Origin of the sequence: Pectobacterium sp. 1950-15 (assembly GCF_037136835.1) — a bacterium.
In the GTDB taxonomy this organism is placed as follows: Bacteria; Pseudomonadota; Gammaproteobacteria; order Enterobacterales; family Enterobacteriaceae; genus Pectobacterium.
Map to the genome: position 1 here is coordinate 284579 of NZ_JBBBQR010000003.1, position 12946 is coordinate 297524.

Sequence of the window (12946 nt, forward strand, 5' to 3'; positions counted from 1 at the left end):
ATGTCTAATATTACTATAAAGGCACTAAAAGTATCTCAACCTATTGGGGAGTTTTATTTCGGAAAAATAAAGGCAAAGGATTTAGTTAATATCACGTATTCTGATGTGAGACGAATGGCTGATTCCGAAAGTCGACAACTTGATGACTATATAGGCATCCAAAGACCATTAATTGAGTCTAGAGTTAGACAAATAAATAGCTATATCTCAGGTGTTGATTCTTCTTTTCCAAATTCAATAATAATTGCAATGAATTCGGATAATTTAAGCTGGAATGAGAATAATGGGGATTTCATTATTTCCCCAAATGAAGGCGATGACCTCAGTAAATTAGCTAAGATACTCGATGGGCAGCATAGAATTGCAGGGTTTGACGATAGCAATACAACATTCATTAATGACATTGGAGATGTATCCGACTTTGAGTTGCTAATAACAATATTCGTTGATGCTGATATATCAACACAAGCTAATGTCTTCTCAACCGTAAACTTAGCTCAAACAAAAGTTAACAAAAGTTTAGTTTATGATTTGGAGTCTTTGGCATACTCTAGGAGTCCAGAAAAGACATGTCATGATATTGCTGTGCTCTTGAATAAAGAAAAAGATGGTCCATTTGAGAAAAGAATAAAAAGATTAGGAGTGGCAACACCAAATATATCAAATGAAACGCTGACTCAGGCAGCATTTGTTGAAAACCTAATGAAATTGATAACTTTCGATGCAAAGTCAGATAGGAACTATTTTTTGGCTAAACAAAAAGGTGGGAAAATAGCTAAGGAATATAGTCTTGAAAAAACAGATGATAAAAGTCTTATTAAATATCCATTACGGCAGAGTTTTCTTTCTGATAAGGATTTTATAATAGCGACAAACGTTTCTAACTTCTTTAATTCGGTAAGATCTCTCTGGCCTAATGCATGGGATAAATCAAATAAGCAGTCATCCTTAAATAAGACAATTGGATTGATAGCGTTGTTTCGAATTCTAAGGGATATCCTTTCCTATATGAACGAACGATATGAAATTGATTCAACTAGGGTATTATCTGCAGATGATTACTACCAGATTTTAGATGGAGGAGATCTTGATGAATCAAAATTCATGCAGTTAGATGCTGTATCAAAAAGTGCTAAGATAATATATGATATGATCTTTGATAATTTAGCACTTTATGATGATGAAGATGAATAAATTTATAAGATAAAATCATTTCAAACACTGGTTGTCTATAAAGACAACCAGTGTTTATTTCTTAAATATTATTGGCCAGTTGAATTAAGTTTCGATAATTTCTCAATGCAGCAATCCCATCCTCAACATGCGCCGCCCACGCCTTAATCATCGCCTTCTGATCCAATTGCGGATAAAGCATCTTTAACACCAGTTCTGTAGCTTGCAGTGTTTCCCCAAGCCACGTAATTTTATCCAGCACTAGCGAGCCATCCAGCTTCTTACTATCCCGTTCAGGCGAATAGCGAAACTCACTCTCCACCGAGCGGAAAAATGCCAGTCGAGCCGCGACATTTGGCGTAATCCCAGTATATCCTTTTAACTTCTTGAGCTGGTCTTCAGTCTGACGACTAAGCACCATTCGATTCGGGAGCATCAGACAGCCTCCTTAGTTAGTTCCCAGAAATAACCGGGTTTCAGCGCAGATGATTTGGTATGCGCATTAAACACAATCTCATAAGCATGAGAAATATCATCACGCAGTCGATCGACGAAATAACGCTCGTCCACTTCAGTATCGGTGGATAGCAGCACTACCTGATGGCTGGCCTCAGGGAAATAATGATTAATCAACTTATCCCGATGCTGAGAATCCAGACGCCCCAGCGGTGTATCAATAATCACCGGGAAATCACGCCCAGAAGTTTTTGCTAGCGCCTCAAGAATGGCAATCGCATAAATCTGTTTTTCACCCGCAGAAAGCAGCTTACGATTAATTACCGAACCCTTTTCATCCACCAGTTCAACATCAAATGTCTGTGGATTTATGTGCGCATTAAGCTGTAAATCCTCTTTACGAGCAAGTTTGTGATAGGCAATTTCAAAGTTAGCAGATAACTTTTTCACTCGCGCCTGCGTCAACACATCGCTGTAGTAATCGAGCAGGTTAATGGTCTCCTGCGCATTTTTAAATGCGCTGCTCAAACCATGTTGGCTACGGGTGATGTCATGTGCTTTCTGTACCTGACGAACACAGTCCAGTTGCTGCTGTTTCGTCTGTTTAGCCTCTTCCAGCAACGAGCGATATTTTTGCCGCTGTTTTTCACGCTTATGATCGAGATCGCGTAATGCTGCAAAGAGATCCATTAACTGCTCGTCTTCCGGGGCGCGAGCAATATTAGCTGCGGCTTGCTCCAGTTGTTGTTCAATATCCGCTAATTGATGGCGGTACATATCAAAACGCTGCCATGCTTTTTTGCTGTCCTGCTCAATGGACTGCTGGAGCATACCCGTTTCGCGTTCCGATATATCAAACAACAAATCGCCTTTGGGCCTAGTCGCTATATATGCTGTCAAATTCTCAGAAATAACCTCGGTGGCTATTTTTTTTGTACTACTCTCGCTACTGGCGCGGAATGTAATATCTTTCTGGAGTTGAGTTAAAAACTGCGCTAGCTCTTTCTCAAAACTTTTTGCTTGCTTGATCTGCGTTTCATCAGCCAGTTTCCCAAGTAAACGCGACAATGTATTTGGAGCCAGAGCATAGGGTAAAGCCCCATCGCATTCTTGTCGTAACGTTTTTTCCAGATGCTCTTTTTCTTTTAACAGCGTTTCAACTTTCAGTTTTTCCTGTGCTTTGGTCTGAGCAAATGCGCCGCCCTGGGCATTTAATAATCCCTCATGGCGAATAATGTCCTGGGATAAAAATTCAATCCGCGAGTTGACAAAATCGGCTTCTTCCAACAATTTCTCCGCCTGACCGGCAAATGTTTTAATCTTTGTCTCAAGCGCTTCAACCTGCTGTTGCTGGGAGCCACCCAACTGGGCGGTTTGCTGGCGTTTGACAAAAATCATCAGGTCATTTTGCAGTCTGGCAATCAGATCCAGTCCCAACAAACGACGCACCGCTGTACGCAGAATATTGCCGGATTCATCTTCCGCCAACTCTGCAATCTTCTCTCCATCAAAAAAGAAAAGATCGGCAACACCGTGAGGAATTAATTCATTCAAAAACCCCTGGCACTGGTCATAACTGAGTTCACTACGCGGTTGTCCATCCTGCTGCAAAGAGAGACGATCTTTCTTTCCTTTCTTCCAGCTACGCGTGACGGTGAATTCAGTCTCATGGCCGTTTTGGTTGTAGGTAAAGGTCAGTTCTACTGCGGCCTCATCCGGACGCTCTGCTGTATACGTCCCGTTGTGCACCAGCGCTCCGAGTTGTTCAACATACTCCTGCTGCTGCATTGCCGAGCCAAACGCTAAACGCCCATACAGTGCCAGTCGAATTGCCGACAAAATAGATGTTTTCCCTGCACCATTTAAACCACCAAATAGAACAATCGGGCGAGGGTTTACTTCATGCGGACGCTTTCTGGGAGCCAGATCGATGGTGTGTGTGCCGCAAAAAACGCGAAAATTATGTAATACTAGTTGCTTAATGAGCACGTTCATTTTCCTCATCGATAAGCACAGACGATTCGCCCGCATCGATAATCCTGCGCTGTAAAGTCTGGAGTTCAGCTTCTAGCTTATCCACCTCGTCCTGATGAATATCCCGATCGTTGCGTTTTTGCAGCGTTGCCTGTTGCTGCTGAATCTCTTCCAGGCTGCCCCAGTCCTGCTTCAAAATTGTGCCGAGCTTGTCAAAAATCCCCTGACGACGACTTAACCCTTCCATCGAGGTTTCCAGCTCAATCAATTTCATCACCATTTCAGGTACTACGTCGAACCCTTGCGTTATCTGAGCCAGCAAATCAGCATCGCTGGCATCAAAGCGCGACTGATCGTCAACCACCCAATTCAGATCTTGCTGATATACCTCGCGGTAAATCCCCGGCAATGTGTCGTGCCAGTCTGGCTCGTTAGGATCTTTCAACCACTCCTGGCGGATAGCGTGCAGCTCCGGCTGGGTAATTAACGTAATCGTGTGGCCCTGGGCGTTTAAATCACGCTCAATTTCCAGTAAGTCTTTTAACCACTGCTGACGGTATTTGAGCCAGTAAGGGCCTGGAACATGTTTACGTTCTGCGCTGCGGTCTTCACCGTCTTTAGCGTACTGATAGCTCACCTTACCGGTGCGGCGTTTGTAGTTGCGATAGGTGTCTTTATTCACCGGCTCGGTGGTAAACGCCAATAGATCGCGATATTTCAGCAAAGGCGACATCCATTCTTCGCCATTCTTGATCAGACTTTCCATCGCTTTATCTTTGGTGACTACGGTACAGGTCCAGCAACCAAAGCGAGAATTTCCGCAAGAGGGAGTGCTCTCATCTATTACCAGTGGGCATTCACCCTGAGCGGAAGAGTCCATATACAACGTCCACAGGGGGCGATTATTCCCTCCCCACGGACTTTCCCACTCCTCAATTTCATCATCTACCGCATAGCGAAAAGCTCCGCGCAGCAACTTCCAGACATCTTCTACATCCCAGGTATCAATAGGTGTATAGATGAACGCATTTGCTAGTGTGGTATGCCGTGCCAGTCGTGAGCCATCGATCTTATGCTTTGCGATTACCTGCGCACGAGAAGCACTTTCACTACTGCGCGAACCCAGTACAACAATTACCTCATCAAACTGGCTGACCTTATCTTTAATAAAGTCGCTGACAGGGTTGATCTTCATCCGTTCGGTACACCAGCGAAAACTTCGGGTTGGAGCCGGATAACCTTTCCCCAGCAGATTAACCCAGAAGGTTTCATTAGTTTTTGGCATCACGGCATGTTGAGTAATCGGCAGGCCATTGCGTTTTGCGCCCGCCTCAATCTGCGACATCGTTTTCTTAATCAGGTCCACAACGACTGGCGTTTCAACGAGTGTATCGGATGACACCAAAAAAACATCTTTGCTGCGCATTTCCGGGGGGAGGCCGAGTAAAGCCAGATACACTAGCGTGATCACGGCGGAAGAATCTTTTCCTCCACTATAACCAATTACCCACGGGCGCTTATCTGCACAATAAATTCTTTGTACTTCGGCAACATATTCGGCCAGAGGACGTCCGGCGAACTGCTCCTGGTTTATAAAATCTTCATATTCGGCCAAATCATAGGCCTGAACTAATTTACTCATGAGACAACCATTTGAGCTTCAAGCTCCTGTTCTTCAGGAGTGAGTTGAATAGATAGTGCGGCTTTTAGCGCATTACAGGTTAGTTGGATAGCTGCACTGGTTTTACTTAGCTTACCGTGCTGCATTGCCCGTTTAATCAGCTCGGGGTTACTTTTACGCCAATCAAAGGTTTTGAGTGTCGATAGTTGTTGTTGCCAGTATTCTGGATATTCTGCAAGCAAACAACGACCTAACAATCCTAACGCCTGAAGTCCGATACCATGAGCATGTACATAATCTTGACGTAGCTGTGCGGGAGAAACTTCTTTTCTTGCTGCTAGTTGCCAGTCTGGCATAACCTGAAAAACAGCTTGCCAGTAAATCGTAGCAATGTGTGTGTTTGCCTCAATATCACCCTCTTTAGGATCTTTACCCAACAGAGCTTTGGTTGCCTGTTTAATGCTACTTAAAGTAAATAGTTTATTGGATAGTGTGCTAATGCTGGATTTCTCCAGTTCCGTTAATCCAACAAACGGTTCAACGGACATAGCCAGATATCGAGCTAAATTTGAGCTGATATCACGGTGATCATACAGTGCCGATAAAGAGGGACTTGGACGTATGGCATACTTGTTCAGATCGGCAAACATTTGCTGACTACGCTTTAACCCTTCATCAACAAAAAATAGTACTGGGATGTTGTCTTGCCCCAATTCAGGGCGCTCCTCAAGAGCATCCTCTATTGCTTTTCGACGATGTTGGCCGTCATTGATGAGAATTTGAGCTTCCATGGGAACCCGTAATATTCCCAGATTATTCGAACCAGAAAATTCATCGAACTGTACATCAACTGCAATTGATGCAGTCAACGCTGAGAAAACATAGTCTTTAGGATTTTCAAGTAGATAACGAACCATTTCTGGAATACGAGACTTGTTCAATATACGCTGAGCTCGTAGCTCTGGTGGAACTTCGCTCTCATCAAAACTAAAAATTTTAGGGATGATGCGCATTGGACAAGTAGCGATATAAAAGGGACGTCCAGCCTGTATGCCACGTATTGCTGGAAATGAGTAGCAGTAATCTGCGTCAATGTTAGCCATCAGTTTCGTCCATTTATTAAGCAAAAAGCAGAGTGTCTTTATGTTATATTTTACGTAATTTTATAGAATTTTTCACGTAAAATTAGGAAGTACCTTCGTAATTGTGTGATTTTTGAGCTGGTAAGAAAGGGGAGAAAAGGCTTTGGAGCCCTCTTACTGCTTATTCCTCTTGAGACATTTAAGACGTTTTCAAAAAATTCTTAAATGCGGGATTTTATCGCCAAATTGGACTCTACGTTAAAGTGCTACTTGTTTGTATTAATGGATGATTAAGGCTTTTGTCAGTTGAACCAATATCTTAATGTCTATGATATTATTGGGAGGTCGATTTTACAGGACATGGACTGACAAGGCGTACCAATAATAATGAAAAATTCTTCAAAAATTATCCTCACAGCATGGCAAGATTATCTGAAATGTAGCGGTGCAGAAAAAAGTAAGATCTCAGCCAATCAGGTGCATGAAGATCACCAACTCGTACTGAGCAAAAGCAATTGTAACGATGTTCCAAATGGTATCTGCCTTCATATACCCACTGAGACGTATGAAAACTGGAAAAGGCATTTTGTCAAATATGGTAAAAAGGGTGAAGTCATCTCTGTAGAGCCAGTTAATCTGCTATTTCCACTACTACGCTGTATTGAATCTGAACGTGAAAAATCGAATGTTAAATATTTGCCACTGTTCTCTTTCCCACTACCAAAATCGTTTTTTGAGCAGGGAAATCGCTCTCTACTCATACCTGTTAAAGATGGACAACTAGTAAGCGCGTTGCCTTTCGCCTTCCGTGAGATGTTTGGCATTCAGTTGGCTGAGTTAGGCGAAAATCGCCATATGATGAGTATTGTTAGTGCGCTAACTGGCCGTAAATATGATTCCTTCATTAGCGCGTTTGAAGCACTCCAAGCCTGGGTTATACAGCAATCTAACGGTAAACATAAACTAGAAAACGCATTTAACGCTCTTGTTACACCGCTACATAACGAAGATTACAACCTGAAGCGTGATGAGGAAGACTTTAGTTGGTTGTGTAACAATAATAAGGCTGAATTCCCGTTATTGGAGCAGTACCTCAATCGTATCCATAGTGATGATCATCCCCCTGAGATATATGAACGGGTAACGAGTGGATTGTTTGAAACGCATTATCCGCTTGGACATGGTCAGATGGAGGCCATTCAGGCAATTAATCAAGATGAGCGTCTGATTGCAGTACAAGGTGCCCCTGGTACGGGAAAAACAACGTTATTTAAATCACTGATTGCTCAGCAACTCGTCACGCGTGCGCTTGCCATTGCGGATAGGGAAGACGGTAATTTCGGTATGTTGGTGACCTCTACTGCCATTAAAGCAGTGGAAAATATTATTGATGACCTGCGAGCGGACCCACTAACCCAAAACCTTGACTGGCTGTGGTTCCAGGGTGGTTCCAAGAAGCAAGTGCAGAACGAGCTTCCTCGATTGGAAAACCTCATAAGCCGCTGGCGGCAGGAGCGCTACAATGACGAAACTCAACGACATAGTTTGGCTATTTTGCTCAAACACCGTGATGAGCTGACTCTGTGTTACAAACAGTACCTGAACCACAAAGCTATTGCTCTCCAATCCGTTGTCGATTGTGAATTGAATACAACGAAAGTCGAAAAACTCCCCGAGCGCTTTGCTGAGAAGCTAGCAGTGTTTGCTAGCTATGCGCAGCAGCAGGGAGTGAGCGCATCCATTTACCATCCTGGCGATCTTACCGATTTAGCCGATCAGTTAGCGCAAAGCCTTGTGCTATTACGCGAGAAAAAAGCACGCTATCAGCAAGCAAAAAAAGCCTATCAAACGCAGCAAGCAATCTGGGCACTACCGCATAATGCAGAACAAATGCTTCGCTGGATTGATTCGCCATTACGGCCTGCGCTTGAACTTCATTACCGAGACTACCCACGTAGTGGTATTAGGTTATATCTGGCCCGCCTGTTTGAAGGAAAGTACCGCGCACGATTACAGAAAATGCACGCTGCGTCACCTGCGGATTTTCAGTATTTCAACCTTACTGCACACTCTCATCAACAGTTAGCCGCTTTGGCTGATTCGGGAGAAGCACTGTCACTACAGCCAGAAAATCTTGAGCTGATGAAATTGCTTTTACAGAGTGAGCCTGACGAGAAGCAAGAAAAGGTCTTGCAGGACTTGGAGAACCAAACGACTGAATTACAAGAGCTATGGAATAAAGTCGTGCATGCTCAAGAAACAATGGCTCTGCATCAACGGTATTATCCAGAAGGAAGCTGGTGCGATATTTTACGTAAACGTTTTATCAGCCAGCATCGCGAAATGTTTGAAGCTGCTATTGCTTATCTTTGGCAGGAACAGTTGAAGCGAAAAAATGAACTTGAAGAGGTGCTAACCCACTGGCAGGCACTGATCAGTGGAAGCAAGAGCGCGGGCTATTACCGTTGGCTGGATAAGCTGGATGAATTCTATTCCTTGCTGTCGTTGGTTTATCCGGTGATGGCGACGACGCTGGTATCTGCCTGGAAAATGGCAGGTTATCGTAAGCTTGATGAACTCAAGGGCCATAAACCTTGGAATCTGGCTCTTTGTGATGAAGCTGGAATGGTTTCTGTTGAGTCTCTGGTTCCATTACTGAGCCGGAGTGAGAAAGCGATGATTGTTGGTGATCCGCTGCAAATCGAACCGATTCGGAACCTATCTGAAAATTTACAAACACAACTGCGTGAGCGGCACTTTAAAGATAACAATACCTTGTATGAACGTGTTTCTCCAGCAACGGTTACGGGCTGGCACCGAGCTGCGGGCTCTCTTTCTGGCCGAGCGGATGATATCGGTAACGGTATTGTTCTTGATGAGCATCGACGGTGTCAGAAACCGATTGCCGATCTCTTTATTCGGTTGGCGGGTTATCGTGGTGTCACGGTAGAAACGGCAAAACCTGCTGAACGTATTGCCCGAGCCTTTGAGAAGTCCGGTGGTCACCATTTGATGTTTTACAGCGTAGAAGGCCAAAAAGGGAACGTCGTTAATACCAATACTGATGAAGTCGATGCGATTGAGCAACTGTTGGATAAGCTTGAAGAAGCAGGATATGATTTGACCTCGGATGTTGGCATCGTCACACCTTATTCTAATCAGAAGATATTGCTGATTAATCGTCTTGCTCAGCGTATGAACCATGGTCAGAAAACCTGCATTGGTACTGTGCATCAGTTTCAAGGAGTTGGATTTGATGTCATCATTTATAGTCCGGTGATTTTTCATCCCCTGGACACAGCTAATTTCCAAAATGGCGCACCTAATATGCTCAACGTGGTGGTTTCTCGTGCCAGGCAGCAATTTATTGTTGTCGGTAATTATCACCGTTTGCGACAGGCAGGAGGATATCTTAAGGTTCTTGCTGATAGTGTTGCGGATGACTTTATTCTTGAACAGGGTAGTCAACATCCACAATTTTCAGGTCTGAGCGAAACACCACGCTTGCAGCGTTATTATCGTGACTGTGAACATATTGCGGCGTTCAGTGCGCTGGCCTCCCAGAGTGAAAAGGAACTGATTGTCATCACACCATGGATAAGACGGGGGAGTAAAGAGTATCAAAGACCTGAGCTGGCACAACTAGTTACCACTCAGCAACGTGGTGTTAAGGTAAAAGTCTATTATGGCTATTATCATCAAAGTGTTGAACGAGCTGATGATAACGATGAGCTTTTAGTTGCGGAATATCGTGAGAAACTTGGAAAAGAAAATGTTGTTCGTTTAGTGGAAGGCACCCATGAAAAAGTATTAATGATCGATGGTCGCTATATTATTCTTGGTAGCTGGAATTGGCTTTCACACGGCTACCATAATAGCTGTCAGCGTAGTGAAAAATTTAATAATGCCATTCGCCATGAAATAAGTGCAGAACTTGATGATTCTTCGCTGGCTAAGGAATTGCGAGAACGTCTGGGACTAGATTAGCTAAGTAGTCTCCATTGAGAGCGGCTCCGGATGAGACAAATCTACAGTTAAAGTAAAACATACTTTATCTGTTCGGGTAGCTTGTCCTCATCCGGCAGTATTGTTCTGGTAGCAACACTCTAGAAATCAGAGATATTCAAGCGTCCTATTGCTCTCAGAATGTTACCTCATGCCACCTTATCGACGTAGATGACCCTGTGATGTTCGGCGTCAGCGATACTTTGCATATGTGAGATTCTGGCGATGAGTAAAAAGGTGAGCAGATCCTTTATGCCATATTTTCTGTAGATATTGTTTTTCATGTTGTTGGCGGTTTTATGGGTTATCGCCATTTTATTTGCGATGGTTTTTATTGCTATTCCGTCCAGCCAATAGCCGAAGAATATTTTCTCATTCGGTGATAACGATATCGTCTTGCCTTTTATTTCTCTGAACGATGACAGGGCAGAAATCACTTTTTTAATCGTACTCATCGGTGCGTGTTTTGATAACAGCAATACCTTTTTAGCCACCATCACCGGTGCATGTTTGCGGTTGTTGAGAATAATGATGAACATTCGGTGGTTGGCGGTAATGATGTGCGTCAATAGCGTCATGTCGATACCGTGTTCAATATCAACAACAGTGATGGGTACATTACCGCCATCCTTATTTCCCAGACAGGTAAACGCCGCCGTGGTGAAAGGGCAGCGGCTAAATATTTCAATGCTCATGGCGATAGTGATTCAGTAGAAAAATAGCAAAGTGATATCTGACGACGCATCATCCCTGTAACAGCTTTAATACGTTTCCCGACTGCTGATTGGCTTGCGACAAGACGGCCATCGATGCCTGCTGTAGGATCTGGGCTTTTGTCATCGCGGAAACCTCAAGGGCATAATCCGCATCCAATATGCGGGAGCGGGCGGCAGCGGTGGCAATTTTCTCCTGTGACAGCATGGTAGTGACGGATTCGAAGCGGTTCATCTGGCTGCCGTATTCACTGCGGTAACCGTCCAGTTTTTTCAGCGCATTATCGAACGTGGCTAATATCGCACTGGCCTGTTCAGGTGTACCCAGCGTCACAGAGGAAAGCCCCAGCGATTGGCTATCTGCTGGCGTTGGATTAATGGTGACCGTTTGCAATGCATCGCCAAAACTTGCTCCGACAACAAACGTCGTTTCTTTGCTGATTGGTACGGAGGGCGGCAGTGGCGGTGCAGGCTCTGTCGGTGTGGGAAGTTCATCCCAGCTTGCGTTGCTATTGAATACGCCGCTGCCAACCACAATGACAATCAGATCTTCCGTTACCTCATCAATATGAATTTTTTCCAGTCGGTTTGCTGCGCCCACATTTCCATCGTAAAATCCCCCGGTGTTGGCATCTTCAAAACGGTCACCATCGCCACTGTAGGTGATGGTCATGCCCTGATAAGTGGTCTGCGCCCCTGTGTTGATATTGTATTCCCCGGCTTGCAGCAGCGAATCTGCCGAGTAGGTGGCATTGGGTAAAAAGCCGTTATCTTGCGTAATCACGGCGGTGTTCATGGTGGTTTCATCCGCTACGCCGTTTGCTGACCAGACGATATCGGCGTCTGCGCCTTCAGCAGGCGTACCGGCCAGATGCCTGCCATCTCGCGCAAATAGCTGGATATCGTCATCGGCGCTTAATGAGTCGATGGTGATGGTAATATTTTTTGCGCCAGCAGGAATGTAAGCCAGCGAAATCACCCCAGAAGGAAATTGATGATTGATATTGGGGACAGGAAACTTTTCAGCCAGTGGCAACGTGTCGCCCAGTTTGGCTGGCTGAGGACCCGGTTCAGCAGGGGCCAGCGGGTAACGACCAAAGATTTGAGTCGATGAAGCGATACGGTCGATTTCTTCCCTAATCTGCTGATATTCACCGTTCAGGCTGGTCTGGTCTGTATCGGACAGCGTACCGTTTGCCGCCTGCACCGCGAGTTGCCTGCCACGTTGTAGCAGATTATTGATGGCATTAAGCCCGCTCTCAGCCGTTTGCATTAGGCTGAGGCCATCTTTCATTCCGTTAGTGATGACGCTGTTGGCATTCAGATTAGCGGTCATCCGGTTGGCAATCGCCTGACCGGCGGCATCATCCTTCGCACCATTGATGCGCAGACCCGAAGAAAGCCGTTCAATCGCCTGGCTCAATCGGGTGGCCGATTTATCCTGTTGATTCCGTATCGTTAAATGAAGAGAGGTAATCGGAGTCATTGCGCACCAGTCCTGATTTGGCAAAAACAATGGAATGATTTTTATCTGCTGATTATTGATTTACCAGATAACAGGCAATAGTCAGTCCTTCCCGATAATGGAAATAAAAACAGATAAAACATTACGTTATGGTTATTCTCGGCAATAGCTTATCGACGGTGGTGATCAAAAGATAATCGTTTTGATAGATCGATGCGATCGTATCGATCGGCGTTACCGATCAAAAGCGCTTTAAGTAGGCATTCACGTAATGGCATGAAAATTAAACGGGTTGGTGGTCTGTGCAGTAAGCAAAGTAGGCGAAGAAGATATATTCTCAACGGAGATTTTGAAGGGGAATGTGTGGCTTATCATTCGGGCCGATAACAGAAATGGCCTGTGCCACATATGTTATGCGAAAAGAAACGGCACAGGACTATTCACTCACAGACTTAAG

Annotated in this window: 8 protein-coding genes; 2 read left to right on the forward strand and 6 right to left on the reverse strand. The window is 44.6% G+C overall.

Going from position 1 to position 12946, the window contains the following annotated elements:
* Positions 1-1194: a DGQHR domain-containing protein gene (locus WCT94_RS05395; RefSeq protein WP_336868385.1), complete on the forward strand. Its 1194-nt coding sequence runs from the start codon at positions 1-3 to the stop codon at positions 1192-1194.
* A gap of 61 nt (positions 1195-1255) precedes the next feature.
* Here WCT94_RS05395 and dndE read toward each other — a convergent pair whose 3' ends face one another.
* Genes dndE through dndB form a run of 4 tightly spaced genes read right to left on the reverse strand, consistent with a single transcriptional unit; the run spans position 1256 to position 6327 of the window.
* Positions 1256-1609, reverse strand: coding sequence for a DNA sulfur modification protein DndE (gene dndE, locus WCT94_RS05400; RefSeq protein WP_115240040.1), 354 nt, complete (start codon positions 1607-1609; stop codon positions 1256-1258).
* Positions 1609-3618 carry a DNA sulfur modification protein DndD gene (gene dndD / locus WCT94_RS05405; RefSeq protein ID WP_336868387.1) on the reverse strand — a complete coding sequence of 670 codons (2010 nt, stop codon included), beginning with the start codon at positions 3616-3618 and terminating at the stop codon, positions 1609-1611. The genes dndE and dndD overlap by 1 nt, the downstream gene beginning before the upstream one ends.
* Positions 3608-5245: a DNA phosphorothioation system sulfurtransferase DndC gene (gene dndC / locus WCT94_RS05410; protein ID WP_336868388.1), complete on the reverse strand. Its 1638-nt coding sequence runs from the start codon at positions 5243-5245 to the stop codon at positions 3608-3610. The genes dndD and dndC overlap by 11 nt, the downstream gene beginning before the upstream one ends.
* On the reverse strand, positions 5242-6327 hold the full coding sequence (gene dndB / locus WCT94_RS05415) for a DNA sulfur modification protein DndB (protein ID WP_336868389.1): 1086 nt from the start codon (positions 6325-6327) through the stop codon (positions 5242-5244). The genes dndC and dndB overlap by 4 nt, the downstream gene beginning before the upstream one ends.
* Before the next feature lie 366 nt (positions 6328-6693).
* Here dndB and WCT94_RS05420 point away from each other — a divergent pair, with 366 nt between their 5' ends.
* Entirely contained in the window at positions 6694-10293 is a 3600-nt protein-coding gene (locus WCT94_RS05420) for an AAA domain-containing protein (RefSeq protein WP_336868391.1), read from the forward strand.
* Between the two features lie 167 nt (positions 10294-10460).
* On the opposite strand, the gene WCT94_RS05425 is transcribed toward WCT94_RS05420, so the two are convergent.
* Positions 10461-11006, reverse strand: a complete 546-nt coding sequence (locus WCT94_RS05425; RefSeq protein ID WP_336868393.1) for a helix-turn-helix transcriptional regulator — start codon at positions 11004-11006, stop codon at positions 10461-10463.
* 49 nt (positions 11007-11055) lie between these two features.
* The gene (locus WCT94_RS05430; RefSeq protein WP_336868395.1) at positions 11056-12510 is read right to left on the reverse strand and encodes a flagellin N-terminal helical domain-containing protein; all 1455 of its coding nucleotides are present in this window, start codon (positions 12508-12510) and stop codon (positions 11056-11058) included.
* Positions 12511-12946: the final 436 nt, after the last annotated feature.

What these genes read in the sequence shown, in the direction of transcription:
- WCT94_RS05430 (WP_336868395.1), bottom strand. Translation starts at nt 12,510, where the DNA reads ATGACTCCGATTACCTCTCTTCATTTAACGATACGGAATCAACAGGAT.
- dndB (WP_336868389.1), bottom strand. Translation starts at nt 6,327, where the DNA reads ATGGCTAACATTGACGCAGATTACTGCTACTCATTTCCAGCAATACGT.
- dndE (WP_115240040.1), bottom strand. Translation starts at nt 1,609, where the DNA reads ATGCTCCCGAATCGAATGGTGCTTAGTCGTCAGACTGAAGACCAGCTC.
- dndC (WP_336868388.1), bottom strand. Translation starts at nt 5,245, where the DNA reads ATGAGTAAATTAGTTCAGGCCTATGATTTGGCCGAATATGAAGATTTT.
- WCT94_RS05395 (WP_336868385.1), top strand. Translation starts at nt 1, where the DNA reads ATGTCTAATATTACTATAAAGGCACTAAAAGTATCTCAACCTATTGGG.
- WCT94_RS05425 (WP_336868393.1), bottom strand. Translation starts at nt 11,006, where the DNA reads ATGAGCATTGAAATATTTAGCCGCTGCCCTTTCACCACGGCGGCGTTT.
- WCT94_RS05420 (WP_336868391.1), top strand. Translation starts at nt 6,694, where the DNA reads ATGAAAAATTCTTCAAAAATTATCCTCACAGCATGGCAAGATTATCTG.